Raw genomic sequence first — 23,781 nt, forward strand, 5'->3', positions numbered from 1 at the left:
AGGGGCCTATTGCCCCTAGAAATAGATGTAAAATTGATAGTGTTATGAATAAAAAACTACTTATCCCACTTATTGTTTTTCTTGCCGTGGCGGCAGCTTTTTTAGTTCAGTTAGGACGTAACGCGCAAGGTGATGATCCAAAAGCGTTAGAATCTGCGCTTGTGGGAAAACCAGTGCCACAGAAAACATTAACGGATTTATTGGAAAATAAAACCTACGGTAATGAAATTTTCCAACAAGGCAAACCGATTCTATTAAATGTGTGGGCAACTTGGTGTCCAACTTGTTATGCCGAGCATCAATACTTGAATCAATTGGCTAAACAAGGTGTAACAATCATTGGTATCGACTATAAAGATGAATCACCAAAAGCGATAAAATGGCTGAAAGATTTAGGCAATCCTTATAGTCTTGTGCTTAAAGATGAAAAAGGTTCTTTTGCATTAGATTTGGGGGTTTACGGCGCACCAGAAACATTTATCGTGGATGGCAAAGGTGTGATTCATTATCGCTTAGCGGGTGATGTGAATGAACGCGTTTGGAATGAGACCTTAAAACCGATTTATGACAAACTCGCGGAGAAACCATAATGAAAAGATCATGGCTTTTTTTAACCGCACTTTTTGTGAGTATCTCGGCGACAGCTTCTATTGATGCATTGAATTTTGCATCACCAGAGCAAGAAAAAGACTATCATCAATTAACACAAGAATTGCGTTGTCCTCAATGTCAAAATAACAATATTGCTGATTCGAATGCAACCATTGCAGTAGATATGCGTGGTAAAGTGTTTGAGCTGTTACAAGAAGGTAAAAATCGAAATGAAGTGGTGGATTATATGATCCAACGCTATGGCAATTTCGTGACTTATGATCCACCAATGACGATGTCAACAATCGTTCTATGGATTGCCCCAATTTTGTTAGTGTTGATTGGCATTCTATTTGTATTTAAACGTAAATCTAAAAGCCCAAGTGCGGTCAATTCTGACGCGATTTTAGATGATGAAGAGAATGCACGTCTATCGGCTTTACTCAAAGAAAAGGATAAATCATGAATTTTGCATTAAGTATTATTGCGCTCACTTTAGTCGTGGGATTGATTTGTTTTTATCCCTTGTTACGTTCTGTTAAAGCGAAAGAAGATAAAAAGCGTGATGAATTAAATAAAGCGTTATATTTTTCTCGTTTGCAAGAGATTGAGCAAGATAATCAACAGGGTTTAGTTGAAAATGTTGAACAACTCAAGCAAGAGCTACAAAAAACATTATTGGAAGATATTCCTCAAAAAGAGACTCAAACAATCGATAAAAATGCTAAAAATTACGGTAAGTTGTGGTTTGTTTCTGGTTTATTAGGTTTGGCCATTATTGCTGGTGCGGCTTATTTCCCTCTGGGATCTTGGAAAGCCGAAGATATGATGGAAAAGACATTGGCAAAATTACCTTATTTCTTTGAACGGATCAAAGAAGAAGACACAAACCCAATGACAGATGCAGAAATGCAGCAATTTTCGACCGCACTTCGTTTGGATTTACAAAAAACACCAAAGGATGCTAAAAAATGGTGGTTGTTAGGTCAGGTAGGGATGAATTTAGGTAATGGAAAATTAGCCTTTGATAGTTATCAACAAGCGAATAAACTTGAGCCGGATAATTTAGATTATAAGCTTTCTTATGCGCGTATGTTAATGTCTTCTGAAGATCAAACGGATAAACTGAAAGGTAATCAGCTTTTACGCGAGATTATTCGTCAAGATCATTCTAATCCTGAAGCATTAAGTTTACTTGCTTTCAGTTATTTTGAAGGTGAGGATTATAAAATGGCAGCCGTTACCTGGGCAATGATGCTACGTTTATTGGAACCAGATGATCCTCGCGTGCCAATGCTTGAAAAGAGTATTCGTGCGGCACGTGATGCTCTTGCTTTACAGGAAGAAGAAAAAGCAAAAAGTGTCACACCGGAGAAATAATGAAACCTCAATTATTAGGTTTTCACCATATTGCAATTATTGCTTCGAACTATGCTCGTTCGAAGCATTTTTATATGGAGATTTTAGGGGCAAAACAGTTAAATGAAACTTATCGTGAAGAGCGAGATAGTTATAAATTAGATTTAAGTTTTCCTGATGGGAGTCAAATAGAGCTATTTTCTTTCCCAAATCCGCCTCAAAGAGTAACTAGCCCTGAAGCCTGTGGTTTACGGCATTTGGCATTCAAAGTAGAAAATATTGATGAGTATGTCGCTTATCTTTTTGAAAATAGCATTGATAGTGAACCAATTAGGGTTGATGAATTAACGGGAATGAAGTACACTTTCTTTAGAGACCCAGATTATTTACCTATTGAGTTATACGAAAATAATTATTAACGTAGAAAATCAAATTATTATGAGTCATATTAAGAAAAAAATTGGGATTTACTCTTTTTGTATTTTAGCATCGTCAGTTGTTTTAGCCGAAGGTAGTAGTGTTGTATATGCAACAAAGGTAAAAACGCCTGAAAATAATCTTTCAGTTAATGTTTCTGAAAGTAATATTTCTGAAACAGTGAAATATATTGATGGAAAAGGGCAAAGAAGTTTAGATCCTAAATCTGAAAAAGATATGGAAGAGCTTGCTAATAGTGTTGAATTTGAAGTATATAAATTTAACGAAGTTGCGGCATCCAAAACAACGTTTCTTTCACCAGCGGGAATCTGTAGCGGTTTTAAAAGTACAGATGGTGTAGATGTAACAAATTCTAGTAATTATTACATTAAGCCAAATGATGCCAGTGAATATTATGGAAGCGTGTTAGGGGCAACAATTTATAAACAGAGCGAAACGAAAACTTCGCAGTATGTGCCTGTTTATGCAATAAAGAATGCCAATGTAGCGAAATACATTGAAAATAACGAAGATCCTAATGTTAGAAGAAAAGCGAACGAACGGATCAAAGAAGGCAGAGAAACACTTAATAAAGTGGTTTGTAACAAAAGGTAAAATTTATGAAAAAATTAATCTCTATTGCAGCGTTAGCTGTTTTAACTGCGTGTACTGCACCTCAGGAAGCTTCAAGTATTGGTAATGGCGCAGCTGCGTATGATATGAATACTGTACAAGATTATAATGCTCGAGTAACAAGTGGTAATACTGTTACTGCTCGAGAAAAAGCGAGAGTCGCACAAAGAGATAGCGTTCCAAATGAAGTGAATGCAAGCGATCATCGTCCAAAAATGACAGGCTATTCTCGTTATCCAGTGGCCATTATGCCGGCATTTGGCTATTGTCACCATTGCTGGTAATTAAATAAAGAAAAAATAACCGCGCTTGAAAAAGTGCGGTTATTTTTTTTGCTTGTTTATAAGCCTAAAATCGATTTCACAAAAGGAATCGTCAGATTTCGTTTGGCTTGTAGTGAGGCTTCATCGAGTTTCACTAATGCTTCTTTTAGTGTTGCCATATCACGATCTAAACGCGTGAATATAAAATTGGCAGTCTCATCTGAAAGTATGATGCCTCGTTGATGGGCATTCTGTTTCAATACTGCAAATTTTTGTTCATCGCTGAGTGGAATCAATTGATAACTTTCTCCCCATTTTAAGCGAGAAGCAAGATCCGGTAATTTAACGGGTAGAGCCGTTGGAGATTGATCTGCACTGACAACTAATAAAGTTTTGCCATTAGCCTTAATACGATTAAAGAGATCAAATAAGGCAATTTCCCATTCTGAATTTCCAATAATTGTTTGCAAATCATCTAAACAAACTAATTCTTGATGTTCCAAATTCTCAAAAACTGCAGTAGAAAAATATTGTGATTTGCTCAATGGGACATAAATGGCGCTCCGTTGTTTCTGAATATATTCATTACAGAGTGCGCGTAGAAGATGAGTTTTTCCGACGCTTTGGTTTCCCCAAAGGTAGAAGAATTGCTGTTGTAAATCAGTCATGTTTTGGCGTAAAGAATTGAGCAATAATGCATTATTATCGCTATAAAAATTCTCAAGCGTTTCATCATCAATTTGATGAATAGGTAAAGAAAGTTGCTGATTCACGGATTAACGAGTTGATTTAAAATAAAAAAGAAAGGGCTAAATTTTCATTTAACCCTTTTGTTTGGGAAGTTTTATTCTACTTCATTTTTCGCTTTTGGCAAAATCAAGTTCAGCACAATGGCAACGATGGCACAAAGGCTAATTCCTTTTAGGGAAACAACATCGCCTACGTTGACAAACATATTACCGATACCGAAGGTCATAACTACCGAAATGATACAAAGGTTGCGAGGTTCAGTTACATCTACTTTGCCTTTAATTAAGGTACTCATCCCAACAACGGCAATCGAGCCGAATACCAACATCATAATGCCCCCCATTACGATGGTTGGAATAGTAGAAAGGAATGCGCCTACTTTACCACAGAAGGAAATCGAAATTGCCCATACCGCAGCCCAAGTCATAATATTTGGATTGAAGTTGCGAGTTAGCATGACTGCACCCGTTACTTCGGCATAAGTGGTATTTGGTGGACCACCTACTAATGACGCTGCAGCCGTTGCTACACCATCCCCTAATAGAGTACGGTGTAAGCCTGGTTTTTTAAGGAAATCTTTACCTGTTACAGAACTGATTGCCATAATACCACCCACGTGTTCAACGGCTGGTGCGATAGCAATCGGTAGCATATAAAGAATAGCTTCTAAATTAAATTCTGGTTTGGTTAACTCAGGTAATTCAAACCATTTTGCGTCTAAAACAGGTTGGAAGTTAATTAATCCTAAGAATAAACAAACCACATAGCCAGCAACGATACCAAACATAATTGGAATCAGTTTCATCATACCTTTAGCAAATACCGCAACAGAAAGGGTAGTGACCAAGGTAATCATAGAAACTAATACCGAATGCTCATAGCTATATGCACTGTTTTTACCTAATGCCATATCCACAGCAACGGGTGCAAGTCCCATACCAATAATGATAATTACGGGACCGACAACAACAGGCGGGAAGATACGCTCAAGTGCAGCACTACCGCGTAATTTTACTAAGGTTGATAGTGCGAAATAGACTAAGCCTGCACAAGCAAGTCCACCCATTGTGGTTGGGATACCCCAAGTTTGTACACCATATTGAATAGGCGCAATAAAGGCAAAAGAGGAGGCCAAGAAAATAGGAACCTGTTTACCGGTACAAAGTTGGAAAAGTAGTGTACCGATACCTGCGGTAAGAAGGGCTGTATTAGAATTTAATCCGGTGATTAAGGGAACTAATACTAAGGCGCCGAAGGCCACAAATAACATCTGTAAACCGACAAACGCTTGTTTGCCCATGCTTTGCACCTCAACAGGTGCGGTTGTAGTTTGATTACTCATTTAGTTTCAACTCTCGGTTTGAATTAACTGAAAGTGCGGTCGGTTTTAATGCTTTTTTAGCTTTTGTGTTTTCACGCACGGAAAAAAGACGGCCATAAATGCCGTCTTATTAAAAGGGAATTATTTCGTCCCAAAAATCTTATCGCCTGCATCACCCAAGCCTGGAATGATGTAGCCTTGTTCATTTAAGTGATCATCAATAGATGCGCAATAAAGTTCGATATCTGGATGCGCTTTTTCTAATGCTTTGATTCCTTCAGGTGCCGCGACTAATACTAATACTTTGATGTGTTGGCAACCTTTTGCTTTTAATAAATCAATTGTGGAGATCATTGAACCACCGGTTGCGAGCATTGGATCCACAACGATAGCTAAACGTTCTTCTAAATCACTCGCAAGTTTTTGGAAATAAGGAACAGGTTCAAGGGTTTCTTCATTACGATAAATCCCGACTACACTGATACGAGCGCTTGGAACGTGCTCTAATACACCGTCCATCATACCAAGACCCGCACGTAAAATTGGCACAACAGTGACTTTTTTGCCTTTGATACGTTCAATTTCAACAGGACCATTCCAACCTTCAATAATCACTTTTTCTGTTTCAAGATCGGCAGTGGCTTCATAGGTAAGTAAGCTACCCACTTCAGTTGCAAGTTCACGGAATTTTTTGGTATCAATATCAGCTTCGCGCATCACGCCTAATTTATGTTTAACAAGCGGATGTTTAACTTCAACAAGTTTCATCTTTTTTCTCCCTTTTAAAAAACAAATCGGAGAATTTTATATCAGAAATATTGAATTTCCTAGTGTTTTTATTATGACAGTTCGGTATAAAAACGGGGATAAAATTTACCGCACTTTGCTATTAAATACATCCACCACAGCTCCCACATCGCCAGTCTTCCTTATTCACCGCTTGATAGAATGCACGCATGGTTTCTTCTTCTAAAGGGATATTATGCTCGATAAAAACATCTGAAAGCCAATCGATATTTTCCACAATCCAATCATCTTCCATTAAGCCTTCTCGATAAAGCTCATCTTCGGGATCCATGAAATTATAAATATTATTTGTTCTCATATCTTTATCACGGCGTTCAAGTGGCAGTACCACAGGTAAACCAAGATAAGTAATATCCCAATGACCTAGACATAGCGTATTGCCCTTTGATGACCAACTAGCGTTGAATGGATTGTCACTCATGTTGAAATGTTATAAGAAAAGTTGAAAAGTATGGAAAGTATAGCTCTAAAGACAAATTTAATCATACTTAAAAGAAGGTAAATGGTTTGATGGAGATCAAAGTAGAGTCAGAAAATTTAACGAATTTTTCACAAATAAAAAGCGGCCAATTACTTAGCCGCTTTTGCATGATTATTAATTTAATTATGCTGCTCTTTTCGGTTTAAAGAAAATCATCGTAAAGATTTGCCAGAAGAAAGCTAATGCACCGAAGATGAAGACAACGTCGCCACCGAAACGAACCCAACGTAGGGTATCGAATAGAGGTTGTTGCATAAATTCTTCACTACGAGCATACCATAAGCCTTCAGAGATACTTGCATAACCTTGAATAATACCGATTGGTAATAAGCTTGATACGATCATTAATACTAAACCGCCATTTAATAACCAGAAGCCCCATTTCATTAACTTATCGTTAAATGGTGTATCCGGACGTAAATAACGAGCGATTAAGAATACGAAGCCTAGTGCTAAGAAGCCATACACACCGAATAATGCGGCGTGAGCATGAACAGCAGTCGTGTTCAAGCCTTGGATGTAGTAAAGCGAAATTGGTGGATTGATTAAGAAACCAAATACGCCAGCACCTAACATATTCCAGAACGCTACAGCTACGAAGCAGTAAAGAGGCCATTTTAAACGGTCCATCCAAGGTGTTTTTTGTTGCATTGCCCAGTGTTCCCAAGCTTCATGACCTAATAACACTAATGGAACCACTTCAAGCGCAGAGAATGATGCACCTACTGCGATAATTGGTGTGGTTGCACCTGCGAAGTATAAGTGGTGGAAAGTACCAGGGATACCACCGATTAAGAATAACGCTGCTTCAGTAATGGTTGCCACAGTTGCAGTACGACGTGAAACTAAACCTAAACTTACAAAGATGAATGAGAGTGCCGCTACAGAGAATACTTCAAAGAAGCCTTCTACCCATAGGTGAACTACCCACCAACGCCAGTATTCCATCACAGAAATGTGAGTGTGCTCGCCATAGAATAATGCAGGGCCATAGAATAAACCGATCGCAATTACTGAGGCGAAGAATAATGCCAATAAGTTTTTATCACCAGGTTGTTTGAAGGCATTCACTGTACCGCGAAGCATTAATACTAACCAGAATAAGATGCCTGCGAATTTCACTGCTTGCCAGAAACGACCTAAGTCAATGAATTCATAGCCTTGGTGACCGAACATGAAGCTCCATTCTTCAGGGAGAATATGAGCAATTGCTAAGTAGCTACCAGTGAATGAACCAACGACTAATACCACTAATGCCCAGTAGAGAACATCCACACCCAATTTTTGGAATTTCGGATCTTTACCGCCATTAATGATTGGTGCGAGGAATAAACCACCGGCTAAGAATGCCATTGCAATCCAGAATAAGGCAGCTTGAATATGCCATGTACGAACTAATGAATATGGGAAGTATTGAGAAATATCAATACCATAGAATTCCTGACCTTCAACCGTATAGTGTGCTACAACCGCACCTAATGTGACTTGCAATACGAAAAGAGCAAGCACAGTAAAGAGGTATTTACCTAACGCACGTTGAGAAGGAGTAAGTTGTAATTTTGTGAGTGGATCGAACTCAGGCATTGGTGGTTCTTTTTCATCTTCACGTTTTTTGAATGACCAAATCCATACAACAAAACCAATACCTGCAATGAGGAATACCACACTCGCAATAGACCAAATTACGTTTTCTGGTGTTGGTACGTTATTAATTAACGGTTCATGTGGCCAGTTGTTGGTGTAACTTGCGTGAGTGTTTGGACGTTCAGCTGATGCAGTCCATGCTGTCCAGAAGAAGAATTTAGCTAAGTCTTTACGAGCTTGTAAATCAGGAAGAGTATTATCCTTCATCGCAAAGTGTTCACGAGTCACTTTGGTTGCAGGATCATCACCATATAAAGAAATGTAGTATTGTGCTGTTTTTTCCATTGCCGCTAAACGGGTGTTTGACAGCACAACAGTACCGTTTTCAACTTTGCTACCACGATATTCTTTGGTTAAACGCGCTTTTAATAACGTTTGCTGTTCATCATTTAAATCAGCAAAGTTTTTACCAAATTCTTGGTTCGCTGTAATATCCAACCAGTTAGTTAATTCACGGTGAAGCCAATCTGCTGTCCAGTCTGGTGCTTGGTATGCCCCATGACCCCAAACAGATCCCACTTGCATACCACCAGTGGTTTGCCAAGCGGTTTGACCATGTAAAATTTCATCGTGAGTAATCACTTTTTCACCTGATTCTGAAACATATTGTTGCGGAATTGGTGGTGCTTCACGATAAACTTCGAACCCATAGTAACCGAGAATGGAGAATGCTCCAATTAATACGGCGACTAATAGGTACCAGAACTTTTTATACTGTCCCATTTTATCACTCCTAGATGATTAAAAAATATGATGCCATGATGGTTAACTTTCCGAGAATAGCCATCAAGGGCTAGATTTTACTCGAAGAAAAATACCTGAGCAATTATATCGACTATCAAATGATGAAAATATTACCTAAAACTGAGTAATTTAATCGGGTAATAGGAAATGCTAACTAAAAAGATAAAAAAAACGGCCAAAAACCTATTGATTTTTGACCGCACTTTATTTGAAGAGGGGATTAACGTTTAAACATGCCGCCTAAACCACCGAGACCGCCTAAGCCGCCTCCGCCCATTAAGCCTTGCATGCCGCGCATCATTTTTGCCATTCCACCTTTGCGCATTTTCTTCATCATGCGTTGCATTTCGTCAAATTGTTTCAGCAACTTATTCACATCTTGCACTTGTGTACCTGAACCTAATGCAATGCGACGACGGCGAGATCCTTTGATAATATCTGGATTGGCTCGTTCTTTTAAGGTCATGGAATTAATGATGGCTTCCATTTTGATAAACATTTTGTCATCTACTTGATTTTTGACATGATCCGGTAAGTTTTTCGCACCCGGTAATTTTTCAAGCATCGACATCATACCGCCCATTTTTTTCATTTCACGGAGCTGTTCACGGAAATCGTCCAAGGTGAAATCATCACCTTTCTTGAATTTCTGTGCCATTTTTTCCGCTTTTTCACGATCCACTGAACGTTCTAGATCTTCGATAAGGGAAAGTACATCGCCCATGCCTAAAATACGCGATGCTACGCGATCAGGGTGGAATGGCTCAAGGGCTTCTGTTTTTTCACCCACACCAAGGAATTTAATCGGTTTGCCAGTGATTTGACGAATAGATAAGGCCGCACCACCTCGTGCATCACCATCCACTTTGGTTAAGATAACCCCGGTAAGTGGCAAGGCCTCGTTGAAGGCTTTTGCTGTATTTGCCGCATCTTGACCGGTCATTGCATCAACGGTGAAAAGCGTTTCGATTGGATTTAATGTCGCGTGAACTTGCTTGATTTCATCCATCATCTCGCTATCAACGTGTAAGCGACCTGCCGTATCCACAATTAACACATCGTAGAATTTGAGTTTAGCGTCGGCAAGTGCCGCTTTTGCAATCTCTACCGGTTTTTGTTTGACATCAGATGGGAAGAAATCCACACCAACAGATTGTGCTAAGGTTTCAAGCTGTTTGATTGCCGCAGGACGATATACGTCGGCAGATACTACAAGCACTTTCTTTTTATGACGTTCGCGTAAGAATTTTGCTAATTTACCCACGCTGGTGGTTTTACCCGCACCTTGTAAACCCGCCATTAAAATAACTGCGGGTGGCTGTGTTGCAAGGTTTAAGCTTTCATTAGCTTCACCCATAGCTTTTTCGAGTTCGCGTTGAACGATTTTTAAGAACTCTTGGCCAGGTGTTAAGCTTTTATTAACTTCTTCGCCTAACGCGCTTTCTTTTACTTTGGTGATAAATTCACATACGACAGGCAAAGCAACATCAGCTTCTAATAACGCCATACGAACTTCGCGTAGGGTTTCTTTAATATTATCTTCAGTTAAACGCCCTTTACCGCTAATGTTTCGTAGCGTTTTGGAAAGGCGATCCGATAAATTCTCAAACATTTTAAATCCTGTTTTTTCTTAAAAAATTGCCGTGATTATACCGAAATTTGGGCGTTTTTCATCATTTCAAATAAAATTATGGCGATCTAGAGAAAAGATCCGTTAAAATAAGAATAATTCCTAGTAAAGAGAAAGCATTATGTGGTTTGCCCTTTTTTCGATTATTTTTTACATTCTTAGTTTATTGTTGATCGCCCCGTTTTTGATGAACTCATCAGAAGGGAAGTTGAGTCAAAGTAAAATCCCGTTTTTTCTGACCGCACTTGCAGCAATCATTCTGCATGCTGTTAGTACTTTCCCTCTGTTAGAGGATCTTGCTTCAGGGCACAGTTTTACGCTAATGCAAATTGCTTCCTTAATGAGCGTAATTATTGCGGCATTGGCGACGCTTTCAATGTTTCTCGTTTCGACAATGTGGTTTGTTTTACCGATAGTGTATGCGTTTTCGATCATTAGCTTGATCTTTGCGACATTCTTATCAAGCCACATTATTCAAATGCTTAATCAAAATACATTGATGTTATTCCATATTGGCTTGTCGCTATTTACCTATGCAGTTTGTTTTATTGCAACGCTTTATGTGATCCAATTGGTATGGTTAGACCGTAATTTGAAAAAACGTAAAATTCAATTTTCGCCAGCAATTCCGCCATTGATGGCAGTAGAACGCCATTTCTTTTGTTTATTTGCCATGGGGGAGGTTTTACTCACGCTGACGTTAATTTCAGGCACTTATCATGTGTTGCAAGCAGTGACCCCAGAAAATCTGCACAAAGCAATTTTCTCTTTCCTAGCTTGGATTAGTTTTGGTATTGCTTGTTTTGGTCATTGGCGATTGGGCTGGCGTGGAAAAAGGATGATTATTTACGCAATTTCAGGTATCATTCTGCTTACGATTGGCTATTTTGGTAGCCGTTTGATTTAATTAAAATCAAAGAACAGGTAAAAAGTGCGGTGAAAATGACCGCACTTTTTGTTGATTAACGAACAAAAGGATTTACCCTTGGACAGTATCCCCCTTAGTACTTTATTTATTACACTCATTATTTGTTTAGTTTTATCAGCCTATTTCTCCGGCTCAGAAACCGGATTACTCTCTCTCAATAAATATCGCCTTCGTTTTATGGCGGAACAAGGCAATAAAGGCGCGCAAAAAGCAGAAAAACTGCTCGAGAAGCCCGATACCTTGTTAAGTTTTATTCTGATCTTTAATAACCTTGTTAACATCAGTGCTTCCGCTATTGCAACCATGATTGGTATGCGTTTATATGGTGATGCGGGTGTAGCAATCGCAACAGGTTTATTAACCTTTGCTATGCTTGTTTTTTCTGAAATTTTCCCTAAAACCGTTGCGGCGATGCATCCAGAGAAAGTGGGATTATTTTCAAGTCACATTTTGTCGCTATTGTTAAAAGTGTTCTATCCATTAGTTTGGTTAATGAATATTTTTACGAAAACCTTAATGCGAATGGTGGGTTTAAAACCCGATATGCAAAAACAAGTGATTAGCCGTGAAGAACTTCGTAGTATTGTATCGGAAGCGGGAGAAGCTACTCCAGATGAACAGCATCCACAAATGTTGCTCTCTATTTTAGATATGGAAACGGTGACTGTCGACGATATCATGGTACCACGTAATGAAATTGCTGGGATTGATATCGATGATGATTGGAAAGCTATTATGCGCCAACTTAATCATGCACCACATAACCGAATTGTGTTGTATAAAGGCAGCCTTGATGAACAAGTATTAGGGATTTTGCGTGTGCGTGAAGCGTTTCGTTTGTTATTAGAAAAAAATGAATTTACCAAAGAAACCTTATTACGTGCCGTCGATGAAGTATACTTCATTCCAGAAGGGACACCACTGAAAACACAATTAGCGAATTTCCGTACGAAAAAAGAACGTATCGGTTTAGTGGTGGACGAATATGGTGATATTAAAGGATTAGTTACTCTTGAAGATATTTTAGAAGAAATTGTAGGTGATTTTACAACCACTACAGCACCGACCATTGAACAAGAAGTTGTTCAGCAATCTGATGGTTCGATGATTATTGAAGGTTCGGCAAATCTTCGTGATTTGAATAAAATGTTTAGTTGGGAATTAGATACAGAAGATGCACGCACCTTTAATGGTTTGATTCTCGAGCATCTTGAAGATATTCCTGATGAAGGAACTGTTTGTGAAATCAATGGCTTAAGAATTACCATTTTAGAAGTCAGCGATAACATGATCAAGCAAGCAAAAGTGGAGAAGTTAGCCTCTTAAATACGGCTTTTTCTGACCGCTCTTTTTGTTTAAGAAATACGTTATTTTAACAAAGGATTGAATATGACGGATGAGATTCGTTTAACACAATACAGCCACGGCGCAGGTTGAGGCTGTAAAATTTCGCCTAAGGTGTTAGGGACAATTTTACAGACTAAACTCGAAAAATTTGCTGATCCCAATTTATTAGTGGGAAATGAAACAGCGGATGATGCAGCGGTTTATGATCTTGGTAATGGTACTGCAATTATCAGTACCACGGATTTCTTTATGCCGATTGTGGACGATCCTTTTGATTTTGGACGTATTGCCGCAACCAATGCCATTAGCGATATTTTTGCAATGGGTGGTAAGCCGATTATGGCAATTGCCATTTTAGGTTTCCCGATTAATAAATTACCGGCAGAAGTGGCACAGAAAATTGTTGATGGTGGCCGTTTTGCTTGTCATCAAGCGGGGATTTCACTGGCTGGTGGACACTCGATTGATGCGCCAGAACCTATTTTTGGTTTAGCCGTAACAGGCGTTATAGCAACGGATCGTGTAAAACGTAATGCCTCAGCAGAAGCAAATTGTAAGCTTTATTTAACCAAGCCATTAGGTATCGGTGTGCTGACTACTGCTGAGAAAAAAGGCAAGTTAAAACCAGAACATCAAGGATTGGCAACTGCAGCCATGTGTCAAATGAACCTGATTGGCAGCCAATTTGCAGAAGTTGCAGGTGTAACCGCCATGACAGATGTAACTGGTTTTGGTTTATTAGGGCACTTAGCTGAAATCTGTGAAGGCTCAAATCTTAATGCGGTTGTGCATTTTGATAAAATCAAGTTATTAGATGGTGTAACAGATTACATTGAAGAAGGCTGTGTGCCAGGTGGAACAAACCGTAACTTTGAAAGCTATGGTCATAAAATTGGTCCTCTTACGGATTATCAAAAGGCGGTACTTTGCGATCCTCAAACCTCTGGTGGCTTGTTGATTGCGGTTAAACCAGAAAGTGAGGCGGAAATCTTAGAGATTGCAAAAAAAGCCGGTATTGAGCTTAGTGAGGTCGGTGTATTAAAACCTCATCAAGAAGGTGTATTGGTTAAAGTCGAATAAATTATTTTCGTCAAAATAAAAGTGCGGTGAAATTTACCGCACTTTTTTTATTCTTTATTTTCCTTGTTTTCTTTGTTGTTGGAATACATCGAGTCAATAATATGACGATAGCGTTCCATAATCACTTTTCGGCGTAATTTGAGCGTAGGCGTGATTTCACCAAGTTTGACGCTAAATGCCTGAGAGAGTAGCGTAAATTTCTTCACTTGCTCGAAGTGAGCCAATTCTTTTTGAAGGCTTTCGATACGTTGTTCAAACATCTTGATAATTTCAGAGTGTTTGAGTAATTCCATGCGATCTTGATACTTAATATTCAGTTTTTTCGCATATTCTTCTACGCTATCAAAACAAGGTACGATCAACGCTGAAACATATTTTTTTGCATCAGCAATAATCGCAATTTGTTCGATAAATTTATCTTTACCGATTTTACCTTCGATATATTGTGGCGCAATGTATTTACCGTTGGAGGTTTTCATCAATTCTTTAATGCGATCGGTAATAAATAAATTACCTTCAGCATCAAATTCACCGGCATCTCCCGTTTTTAAGAAATCATCCTCAGTGAAGGCTTGGGCAGTTTCTTCAGGCTTTTTATAGTAACCTTTCATTACCATGCCACCACGAACCAGAATCTCGTTATTTTCCCCAATTTTAACTTCGGCATTTGGCATTAATTTACCAATAGAATTCGGATTAAAATGATGGTCACCCCAGCAAGAAACGGTAGCTGTGGTTTCTGTCATGCCATAACCGAGTTTGATATTAATCCCAATGCTATGGAAGAAAAGGCCAATGGTTGGTTCTAATTTTGCGCCACCACAAGGCATCATTTTGATACGTCCGCCTAACAATGAACGCAGTTTAGACAGCACCAGTTTATCGGCAAGCGCATAACGTTTTTGCAAGAAGAACGGGACTCTTTTATTTTGAGAGAGAAGATCAAAACGTTTTTGTCCCACTGCAATCGCCCAATGGAAAATCATCTGACGAATAAAAGGCGCTTTTTGGACTTTATCCAGTACAGCAGAATAAATTTTTTCATAGAAACGCGGTACGGCACACATAAAGGTTGGGCGCACTTCTGTTAATGCTTCACGTACTTGATTGGTATCTTCGAGATAACAAAGGATTGCTCCGCGATGTAACACATAGGCAACCCAAGCTCGCTCAAAAATGTGGCTAAACGGTAAAAAAGAAAGTGAAACCTCATCTTGATTAACATCTAATGCAATATCATGGGCTTCAAGTTGATGCGCTAAGTTACTGTAATCGAGCATTACGCCTTTCGGTTCACCTGTTGTGCCTGAGGTGTAGATGATCGTGAATAAATCATCCATCGTTTTATTTGCTAAACGAGTTTCAAATTCAGTCTGGAACTCTTCTGTACCTAATTGAATTAAATCTTCCCAATGGCAAGAAAGTGTAGTTTCAGTCAATTGAATCTGTTCTTTCATGGCCACAATTTTTTGTAATTGTGGGCATTGATGCGCAATTTCTAACGCTTGATCATATTGTTCTTGAGCGCCGACAAACAGAATTTTGACATCGGCATGGTTTAAAATAAATTCAGCTTGTTGTGCGGTATTTGTTGCATAAATTGGAACGGTGATGGCACGGATTTGAAGTGCTGCAATATCTGCGATTGTCCAACGTGACATATTGTGCGCAAAAATTGCAATTTTATCTTGTACTTGAATATTACAAGCAAGAAAAGCTAATGAAAGCTGATCAAGCTGTTGTTGGAATGCGTTCCATGAAATATCTTTCCACAAGCCATTAATTTTATGGCGAAGTGCGGTTGCATTTTGACGAGTTTTTGCCTGCTGGCGAATTCGATTGACGAAATGACGTTCTAAATTCATATAAGCCTTATTTGAGCGAACAACTGTACGCTAATATAAACGAAATAAATTTAAAATCTAGTAAAATGTTATTCTTTTGTGAATATAGAATAAATAATAGACATATTATTTTTCTATTTTTATATTGAAATGAGCAATAAAGAATATATAAAATATTGAGAAAATCTAAATTGATTAGAAATAAAAAAAACCGCTCTAAAAAGAGCGGTTAATTTTTTAGCTATTTTGATTAGCCTTTGTAGTTGTATACGTGTGCAACTAAGTCTAATACTTTGTTTGAGTAACCAGTTTCGTTATCGTACCAAGATACTAATTTAACGAAAGAGTCAGTTAATGCGATACCCGCGTCAGCATCAAATACAGAAGTTAAAGCACAACCGTTGAAGTCTGTAGAAACTACTGCATCTTCAGTGTAGCCTAAAACGCCTTTTAATTCGCCGTTGAAAGTTTTACCTTCAGCTGCATCTTTGATTGCTTGTTTGATTTGTTCGTAAGTTGCTGGTTTTTCTAAGTTTACAGTTAAGTCAACTACAGAAACGTTTGGAGTAGGAACACGGAACGCCATACCAGTTAATTTACCGTTTAATGCTGGTAATACTTTACCCACAGCTTTCGCTGCACCGGTAGATGAAGGGATGATGTTTTGTGCTGCACCACGACCACCGCGCCAGTCTTTAGCTGATGGACCATCAACAGTTTTTTGAGTTGCTGTGGTTGCGTGAACAGTGGTCATTAAACCATCTTTGATACCGAAAGTTTCGTGAACAACACGTGCTAAAGGTGCTAAACAGTTTGTCGTACAAGAAGCGTTAGACACAATGTCTTGACCTGCATATGCACCGAAGTTTACACCACGTACGAACATTGGTGTGCTATCTTTAGAAGGACCAGTTAATACGACTTTTTTCGCACCAGCAGTGATGTGTTTGCGTGCTGTTTCATCAGTTAAGAACAAACCTGTTGCTTCAACTGCAACATCAACGCCGATCGCACCCCAGTTAAGGTTTGCAGGATCACGTTCAGAAGTAACACGGATAGTTTTACCGTTTACGACTAAGTTACCGTCTTTAACTTCAACAGTACCGTCAAAACGACCGTGAGTTGAATCGTATTTCAACATGTAAGCCATGTATTCAACGTCGATTAAGTCGTTGATACCTACAACTTCGATGTCATCGCGATGTTGTGCTGCACGGAATACGATACGACCGATACGGCCGAAACCGTTGATACCAATTTTAATAGCCATAAGATTTTCACCTTCTATTTTTTTAAGTTAAACAAAATCGTTGCTCTAACGAGTTCTCATGGATTATAGCATGGGCATTTTGATAAAAAAAAGGGTATATACCACTTTTTTGTGATCTCGATCACTTTTTAACAATTTGGTAAAACAAATGAAAATTTGACCGCACTTTTCATTTTCTTTTTGTATAATAAAAACAAACAACAAGAAGAGGTTTCAATTATGTCTCAAGGTAATTTATACATTCTTTCTGCACCAAGTGGGGCGGGCAAATCATCATTAATTTCCGCGTTATTAGAAAAAAATCAAGGCACGAAAAAAATGGTGTCTATTTCACACACAACGCGTTCACCTCGACCAGGTGAAAGTCATGGTGTGCATTATTATTTTGTTTCAGTAGAAGAATTTAAAACCTTAATTGAAAAAGGCCACTTCTTAGAATATGCAAAAGTGTTTGGCGGTAATTATTACGGCACTTCATTGCCAGCAATTGAAGAAAACTTAGCAAAAGGCATTGATGTGTTTTTAGATATTGACTGGCAAGGTGCGCAGCAAATTCGTCAAAAAGTACCTTCTGTAAAAAGCATTTTTATTTTGCCTCCATCATTGCCAGAATTGGAGCGTCGCTTGGTTGGGCGCGGACAGGATAGCAAAGAGGTTATTGCTGAGCGAATGTCAAAAGCAATCAGCGAAATTTCGCATTATGATGAATATGATTACGTTATTGTGAATGATAATTTTGAACAGGCATTGGCGGATTTGCAAAGTATTTTGCAGGCAGAACGCTTGACCAAAGCTTATCAACAAACAGAAAATGCGGACTTAATTCATCAGCTACTAGCAAAATAAGCTTGAATTGAGTACAATATTTTCCCTTTATAGACATTATTTTTAACATCGGAGTAAAACATGGCTCGAGTGACTGTGCAAGATGCAGTAGAAAAAATTGGTAACCGTTTTGATTTAATTTTAACCGCCGCTCGTCGTGCGAGACAATTAGAGTTACATCAAAGTGAGCCGTTAGTGCCGGAAGATAACGATAAACCAACTGTAATCGCATTACGTGAAATCGAAAAAGGTTTAATCAACCAAGAAATCATGGATGCAAAAGAGTATTTAGATGCGGCAGCTTCTCAACGTAACGAAGAAGTGGCAGTAGCGTTAATCGCAGAATAATCTCATTAAAGTGCGGTCAAAATTAAAGTATTTTGATCGCCTAGTCTTTCTCTCTACAAAAAAGTCAGGTGTCCTTTGGAATTGTTTGCAGATTTAGATCGAATTATTCAGGGGTATTTGTCCGTCGATAAAATTGAATTAATCAAACGTGCATTCGTCATTGCGCGAGATGCTCACGAAGGACAATTTCGCTCAAGCGGCGAACCTTACATTACTCACCCTGTTGCAGTAGCCTCAATTATTGCGGAAATGCATTTAGACCATGAAGCAATCATGGCAGCATTGTTGCATGATGTTATCGAAGATACCCCTTATACCGAATCTCAATTAAAAGATGAATTTGGCGCTAGCGTAGCCGAAATTGTTGATGGTGTATCGAAACTAGATAAATTGAAATTCCGTACCCGCCAAGAAGCACAGGTTGAAAACTTCCGCAAAATGATTTTAGCGATGACTCGAGATATTCGTGTCGTCTTAATCAAACTGGCTGACCGTACCCATAATATGCGAACACTGGGAGCATTACGTCCAGATAAACGTCGTCGCATTGCAAAAGAAACCCTAGAGATTTACTGTCCATTAGCCCACCGTTTAGGCATCGAGCATATCAAGAATGAATTAGAAGATTTATCTTTTGAAGCAATGCATCCTCGCCGTTATGAAGTACTTAAAAAATTTGTCGAACAGGCGCGCGGTTCTCGTCAAGAATTAATCCAACGTATTTCTAATGATATTTCACAACGCCTTGAGGATGCGGGTATTCGAAGTCGTATTTGGGGACGTGAAAAACATCTCTATAAAATCTATCAAAAAATGCGCATGAAAGATCAGAAATTCCATTCTATTATGGATATTTATGCTTTCCGCGTTATTGTGAATTCGGTTGATGATTGCTATCGTGGATTGGGGCAAATGCATAGTTTGTATAAGCCTCGCCCTGGTAAAGTGAAAGATTATATTGCTGTGCCACGTGCAAATGGCTACCAAGCACTACAAACCTCGATGATAGGCCCTCATGGGGTGCCTGTGGAAGTCCACTTGCAAACTGAAGAGATGGAACAGGTTGCTGAAATGGGAGTTACCGCCCATTGGGTGTATAAAGAAGGTGGTAAAAACGATAGCACCACAGCTCAAGTACGCGCGCAGCGTTGGTTACAAAGCCTGGTAGATATTCAACAAAACGTGGGTAACTCCTTTGAGTTTATTGAGAACGTAAAATCTGAGTTTTTCCCGAAAGAAATCTATGTCTTTACGCCGAAAGGTCGCATCGTTGAATTACCAATGGGCGCAACAGCTGTCGATTTTGCTTATGCAGTGCATTCTGATGTGGGAAATCATTGTGTTGCGGCAGTAGTAGAGCATAAACCTTATCCGTTATCACAAGCTTTAGAATCTGGTCAAACCGTTGAGATTGTGACCAGTGAAAATACTCATCCAAGCGTTAGCTGGTTAAACTTTGTAGTGACGGCTCGCGCAAGAACCCGTATTCGTCATTTCTTAAAATTATTGCGTGCAGATGATGCCGTTCAAACTGGTAAAAAACAGCTAGAAATGGCTTTGAAACCTCATTATCTCTCTGAAGTTTCTGAAGAGAAAATCCAAGCGTTACTAAATGAATTGAACCTCTCAAGTCTCAATGAGCTTTTTGAGGAAATCGGTGTAGGCAATCAAATGTCGAGTGTCATTGCGCATCAATTAATGGATGAAGCTATTGAAATTGATGTGGATGGTGTGTCTGAAAATACTCAAAGTACACTAACATTGAGCCGAGATGGAGAAATGAAAGCGTCTTTCGCTCAATGTTGTCATCCAATTCCAGGTGATCCTATCGTGGCATTAGGTACTGCGAAGAAAGGTGTGGTTGTACATCATCAAGCTTGTTCTAATTTAACGTCAGGTAATGCCAAAGATTTCACCGCGGCAAAATGGGAAGAGGCTGAAAGTGCGGTCAATTTTGATGCCGAATTACGCATTGAAATGCTTAATGAACAAAATGTATTAGGTAGCCTCATGACAGCCGTCGCGACTTGTGAAAGTAATATTCAAAGTATTTGGACGGAAGAATTAGAGAATAATGTGCTATTAGTCATTATCCAAGTTGGCGCGAGAGATATCTATCATTTAGAAAACATTATGCGAAAAATCAAACAAATTACCAGTGTGATTCGTTTGAAGCGCAATATTAATGAAGCATAATGAGTACGCAACTTCTCGATGCCGTTCCTCTAACCACTTTATCTGGTGTTGGCGCGGCAATCTCCGATAAATTAAGCCGTCTTGGAATTCATAATCTCCAAGACTTGCTTTTTCATTTACCTATCCGTTATGAAGATCGCACGAGAATTACACCCATTGCCGATCTTCTTCCTGAACAATATGCCACCATTGAAGGCGTTGTCCAAACCTGTGAAGTTGCCTTTGGGCGCCGTCCTATTTTAACCGTAAGTCTTTCTGATGGAACGAGCAAGATTATGCTCCGTTTCTTCAATTTTAATGCGGGGATGAAAAACAGTTTTCAGATTGGTACGCGCGTCAAAGCGTTTGGTGAAATTAAACGTGGACGCTTTATGGCGGAAATTCATCATCCTGAATATCAAATCATACGGGATAATGCGCCATTGGTTTTAGAGGAAACACTTACGCCTATTTATTCCACAACTGAAGGTTTAAAACAAAATTCATTACGTAAGCTAACCGATCAAGCCTTGGCTTTACTCGATAAAATCCAATTAACGGAAATTTTACCTAATGAATTTAATCCACATCCTTTTAGCCTAAAGGATGCTATTCGATTTTTGCATCGTCCACCGCCAGATATCTCATTAGATATTTTGGAGAAAGGACAACATCCCGCACAGCAACGACTTATCTTTGAAGAGCTTCTTGCACATAATCTTGCGATGCAAAAAGTGCGGTTGGGTACGCAGCAGTTTTTAGCGTTGCCATTGCATTATCAAACCGATTTGAAACAACGTTTTCTTGCATCTTTGCCTTTTCAACCAACAAATGCTCAAAATAGAGTAGTGGCGGATATTGAACAGGATTTAGCGAAAGATTATCCAATGATGCGCCTTGTTCAAGGGGATGTAGGCTCAGGGAAAACGTTAGTGGCAGCCTTAGCTGCCTTATTAGCGATTGATAATGGCAAACAAGTGGCTTTAATGGCACCAACGGAAATTTTAGCAGAACAGCATGCAAATAATTTCCGCCGTTGGTTAGAACCTTTTGGTATTGAAGTTGGCTGGTTAGCGGGTAAGGTAAAAGGGAAAGCTCGCCAAGCCGAATTGGAGAAAATTAAATCTGGAACGGTACAAATGGTGGTGGGTACGCATGCTTTATTCCAAGAAGAGGTAGAATTTGCGGATTTAGCCTTGGTGATTATTGATGAGCAACATCGTTTTGGGGTGCATCAACGGTTAATGTTGCGAGAAAAAGGTGAAAAAGCAGGATTTTATCCCCATCAACTGATTATGACTGCAACACCAATCCCAAGAACATTAGCGATGACGGTTTATGCTGATCTTGATACGTCGATTATTGACGAATTGCCACCAGGCAGAACGCCGATTACGACAGTGGTTATTTCAGAAGAGCGTCGTGATGAAATCGTTGCTCGAGTCAAAAACGCCTGTATTAATGAAAAACGTCAGGCTTATTGGGTTTGTACGTTGATTGATGAGTCTGAAGTATTAGAAGCGCAAGCAGCCGAGGCAATTTGGGAAGATTTAACAAAAGCGTTGCCGATGCTTAAAATTGGTCTTGTACATGGGCGAATGAAACCGCAAGAAAAACAAGATATTATGGCTGCCTTTAAAAATGCAGAACTCGATTTGCTTGTGGCCACAACCGTGATTGAAGTGGGCGTAGATGTGCCGAATGCCAGTCTAATGATCATTGAAAATGCAGAGCGTTTGGGCTTATCACAACTCCATCAGTTACGTGGACGAGTAGGGCGTGGCAGTACGGCGTCTTTTTGTGTCCTAATGTATAAACCGCCGTTGGGTAAAGTGTCGCAAAAACGTTTACAGGTATTGCGTGATAGCCAAGATGGCTTTGTGATTTCGGAAAAAGATTTAGAAATTCGCGGTCCAGGTGAGGTGTTAGGCACCAAACAGACGGGAATTGCCGAATTTAAAGTGGCGAATTTAATGCGCGATCGTAAAATGATCCCAACAGTTCAACATTATGCTAAGGCATTAATTGTAAAATATCCGGATGTGGCAGAAAGTTTAATCCGCCGTTGGCTAAATAATCGAGAAATTTATTCGAATGCCTAAAGTGCGGTTATTTTTGAAAGAGTTTTATAAATGAATAAATCAACGGTACTTTTCTTTGATTCTGGAATGGGGGGCTTAAGCGTTTATCGCGAAGCGAAAAAGCTGATGCCAGATAACCATTATTTGTATTGCTTTGACAATGCTGGCTTTCCTTATTCAGAAAAATCAGAAGAAACAATTATTCAGCGAACATTGGGTATTTGTAAAAAAATTAATCGGAATTATCCACTTGATGCCATTGTGATTGCTTGTAATACCGCGAGTACGGTGGTGTTGCCGCCTTTACGTGAACAATTTTCTATTCCGATTGTAGGCACCGTACCAGCTATTAAGCCTGCAGCAGAAATCTCACAAACGAAACATATTGGTCTATTGGCAACAAAGGGTACGGTTAAACGCCCTTATGTTAATGATCTTATTCATCAGTTTGCCTCCCATTGTATAGTTGAACGATTAGGCTCAACTAAACTGGTTGAAATCGCAGAGCATAAAATCCAAGGGAAATCGGTCGATTTGATTGCATTGAAAAATGAATTAAGTCCTTGGGCTTCAATAGAGAACTTAGATACGATTTGTTTAGGCTGTACCCATTTCCCTTTAATAAAAGATGAAATACAAATTTGCTTACCTCAAGTGAAGAATTTTATGGATCCAGGATTCGCCATTGCCAAGCGATTGCAGTTCTTACTTAATAAATTAGAAGTGCGGTCACAATCAGAGGTAAAAAATCAGGTTTTTTGTACGCAAGACGTAGAGAATAAACACCAATTAGAACAAGCATTGGCTCTCTGGGGATTTGATGGCATTACCGTTTTAAAATGATTTTTTCTCGTCACGTTGATGCGTTTGTAAGCAAATAGCAAAAAAATTTACATTTTTTTACAAAAAGATCTTGCAAAGGCATCTGAAATGCCTATAATACGCCCCACACAACGACGCGCTGTTGTGAATCTTAAGAAAAACCAGTGCGTCGTTATTTTTTGCTCTTTAACAATATATCAGACAATCTGTGTGGGCACTTGTTGATTGACTTGTTTTAAAAATATTTTTTAATTTTGAAGTCTTGATAGGTGCTAACTAGAAATTCATAATACTTTTTTAAGTAGTGACATTTTATGTCAGCAGTATTGAGCGATTGAACTTGAATTGAAGAGTTTGATCATGGCTCAGATTGAACGCTGGCGGCAGGCTTAACACATGCAAGTCGAACGGTAACATAAAG

The 23,781-nt window shown here is 39.0% G+C and carries 22 protein-coding genes and 1 rRNA gene; 15 read left to right on the forward strand and 8 right to left on the reverse strand.

The features are described 5' to 3' along the window. The first annotated feature begins 44 nt into the window (after positions 1-44). From DPV85_RS05760 to DPV85_RS05785, 6 genes are read left to right on the forward strand one after another with little or no spacing between them, the layout of a single operon-like run. Entirely contained in the window at positions 45-590 is a 546-nt protein-coding gene (locus DPV85_RS05760) for a DsbE family thiol:disulfide interchange protein (RefSeq protein ID WP_111327370.1), read from the forward strand. Continuing rightward, on the forward strand, positions 590-1,057 hold the full coding sequence (locus DPV85_RS05765; protein WP_111327371.1) for a cytochrome c-type biogenesis protein: 468 nt from the start codon (positions 590-592) through the stop codon (positions 1,055-1,057). The genes DPV85_RS05760 and DPV85_RS05765 overlap by 1 nt, the downstream gene beginning before the upstream one ends. Then, positions 1,054-1,971 carry a c-type cytochrome biogenesis protein CcmI gene (gene ccmI / locus DPV85_RS05770; protein ID WP_111327372.1) on the forward strand — a complete coding sequence of 306 codons (918 nt, stop codon included), beginning with the start codon at positions 1,054-1,056 and terminating at the stop codon, positions 1,969-1,971. The genes DPV85_RS05765 and ccmI overlap by 4 nt, the downstream gene beginning before the upstream one ends. Next, positions 1,971-2,369, forward strand: a complete 399-nt coding sequence (gene gloA2, locus DPV85_RS05775; protein WP_070582485.1) for an SMU1112c/YaeR family gloxylase I-like metalloprotein — start codon at positions 1,971-1,973, stop codon at positions 2,367-2,369. Before ccmI ends, gloA2 begins: the two co-directional genes overlap by 1 nt. Positions 2,370-2,388: 19 nt before the next feature. Then, on the forward strand, positions 2,389-2,982 hold the full coding sequence (locus DPV85_RS05780; RefSeq protein WP_070582484.1) for a DUF8095 domain-containing protein: 594 nt from the start codon (positions 2,389-2,391) through the stop codon (positions 2,980-2,982). 5 nt (positions 2,983-2,987) lie between these two features. Continuing rightward, complete coding sequence (locus DPV85_RS05785; protein WP_049372903.1) at positions 2,988-3,284, forward strand: hypothetical protein; 297 nt, start codon at positions 2,988-2,990, stop codon at positions 3,282-3,284. A gap of 56 nt (positions 3,285-3,340) precedes the next feature. Here DPV85_RS05785 and hda read toward each other — a convergent pair whose 3' ends face one another. The 6 genes from hda to ffh all read right to left on the reverse strand — a co-directional run bounded on the left by hda (position 3,341) and on the right by ffh (position 10,622). Next, on the reverse strand, positions 3,341-4,036 hold the full coding sequence (gene hda / locus DPV85_RS05790) for a DnaA regulatory inactivator Hda (RefSeq protein ID WP_049372904.1): 696 nt from the start codon (positions 4,034-4,036) through the stop codon (positions 3,341-3,343). A gap of 71 nt (positions 4,037-4,107) precedes the next feature. Then, on the reverse strand, positions 4,108-5,355 hold the full coding sequence (locus DPV85_RS05795) for a nucleobase:cation symporter-2 family protein (RefSeq protein ID WP_111327373.1): 1,248 nt from the start codon (positions 5,353-5,355) through the stop codon (positions 4,108-4,110). A 120-nt stretch (positions 5,356-5,475) separates the two neighbouring features. Then, positions 5,476-6,102 carry a uracil phosphoribosyltransferase gene (gene upp, locus DPV85_RS05800; protein WP_005695610.1) on the reverse strand — a complete coding sequence of 209 codons (627 nt, stop codon included), beginning with the start codon at positions 6,100-6,102 and terminating at the stop codon, positions 5,476-5,478. Positions 6,103-6,223: 121 nt separating this feature from the next. Then, positions 6,224-6,562 carry a PM0253 family protein gene (locus tag DPV85_RS05805; protein ID WP_111327374.1) on the reverse strand — a complete coding sequence of 113 codons (339 nt, stop codon included), beginning with the start codon at positions 6,560-6,562 and terminating at the stop codon, positions 6,224-6,226. A 183-nt stretch (positions 6,563-6,745) separates the two neighbouring features. After that, positions 6,746-8,989, reverse strand: a complete 2,244-nt coding sequence (locus DPV85_RS05810; protein WP_111327375.1) for a nitric-oxide reductase large subunit — start codon at positions 8,987-8,989, stop codon at positions 6,746-6,748. A gap of 241 nt (positions 8,990-9,230) precedes the next feature. After that, positions 9,231-10,622, reverse strand: a complete 1,392-nt coding sequence (gene ffh / locus DPV85_RS05815) for a signal recognition particle protein (protein WP_111327376.1) — start codon at positions 10,620-10,622, stop codon at positions 9,231-9,233. A 139-nt stretch (positions 10,623-10,761) separates the two neighbouring features. Here ffh and DPV85_RS05820 point away from each other — a divergent pair, with 139 nt between their 5' ends. From DPV85_RS05820 to selD, 3 genes are all read left to right on the forward strand, one after another. Further along, positions 10,762-11,547: a cytochrome C assembly family protein gene (locus tag DPV85_RS05820; protein WP_111327377.1), complete on the forward strand. Its 786-nt coding sequence runs from the start codon at positions 10,762-10,764 to the stop codon at positions 11,545-11,547. A 78-nt stretch (positions 11,548-11,625) separates the two neighbouring features. After that, positions 11,626-12,894 carry an HlyC/CorC family transporter gene (locus tag DPV85_RS05825; protein WP_111327378.1) on the forward strand — a complete coding sequence of 423 codons (1,269 nt, stop codon included), beginning with the start codon at positions 11,626-11,628 and terminating at the stop codon, positions 12,892-12,894. 63 nt (positions 12,895-12,957) lie between these two features. Further along, positions 12,958-13,995 carry a selenide, water dikinase SelD gene (selD, locus tag DPV85_RS05830; protein ID WP_111327379.1) on the forward strand — a complete coding sequence of 346 codons (1,038 nt, stop codon included), beginning with the start codon at positions 12,958-12,960 and terminating at the stop codon, positions 13,993-13,995. Positions 13,996-14,042: 47 nt separating this feature from the next. On the opposite strand, the gene DPV85_RS05835 is transcribed toward selD, so the two are convergent. Continuing rightward, on the reverse strand, positions 14,043-15,860 hold the full coding sequence (locus DPV85_RS05835) for an AMP-dependent synthetase/ligase (RefSeq protein ID WP_111327380.1): 1,818 nt from the start codon (positions 15,858-15,860) through the stop codon (positions 14,043-14,045). A 229-nt stretch (positions 15,861-16,089) separates the two neighbouring features. Further along, entirely contained in the window at positions 16,090-17,109 is a 1,020-nt protein-coding gene (gap, locus tag DPV85_RS05840) for a type I glyceraldehyde-3-phosphate dehydrogenase (protein ID WP_014063969.1), read from the reverse strand. 219 nt (positions 17,110-17,328) lie between these two features. On the opposite strand from gap, the gene gmk reads away from it, so the two are divergent. The 6 genes from gmk to DPV85_RS05870 all read left to right on the forward strand — a co-directional run. Continuing rightward, the gene (gene gmk / locus DPV85_RS05845) at positions 17,329-17,955 is read left to right on the forward strand and encodes a guanylate kinase (RefSeq protein WP_111327381.1); all 627 of its coding nucleotides are present in this window, start codon (positions 17,329-17,331) and stop codon (positions 17,953-17,955) included. 60 nt (positions 17,956-18,015) lie between these two features. Then, on the forward strand, positions 18,016-18,282 hold the full coding sequence (rpoZ, locus tag DPV85_RS05850) for a DNA-directed RNA polymerase subunit omega (protein WP_005698386.1): 267 nt from the start codon (positions 18,016-18,018) through the stop codon (positions 18,280-18,282). 75 nt (positions 18,283-18,357) lie between these two features. Continuing rightward, positions 18,358-20,478 (forward strand): bifunctional GTP diphosphokinase/guanosine-3',5'-bis pyrophosphate 3'-pyrophosphohydrolase, encoded by a 2,121-nt coding sequence (gene spoT / locus DPV85_RS05855; protein ID WP_111327382.1) that lies wholly within the window; start codon positions 18,358-18,360, stop codon positions 20,476-20,478. Further along, positions 20,478-22,559, forward strand: a complete 2,082-nt coding sequence (gene recG / locus DPV85_RS05860; RefSeq protein ID WP_111327383.1) for an ATP-dependent DNA helicase RecG — start codon at positions 20,478-20,480, stop codon at positions 22,557-22,559. The genes spoT and recG overlap by 1 nt, the downstream gene beginning before the upstream one ends. 30 nt (positions 22,560-22,589) lie before the next feature. Continuing rightward, complete coding sequence (gene murI / locus DPV85_RS05865) at positions 22,590-23,381, forward strand: glutamate racemase (protein WP_111327384.1); 792 nt, start codon at positions 22,590-22,592, stop codon at positions 23,379-23,381. A gap of 321 nt (positions 23,382-23,702) precedes the next feature. Continuing rightward, positions 23,703-23,781: ribosomal RNA gene (locus DPV85_RS05870) — 16S ribosomal RNA — on the forward strand; the annotation flags it as partial.

The organism is Haemophilus parainfluenzae, from assembly GCF_003252725.1.
Taxonomy (GTDB): Bacteria; Pseudomonadota; Gammaproteobacteria; order Enterobacterales; family Pasteurellaceae; genus Haemophilus_D; species Haemophilus_D parainfluenzae_L.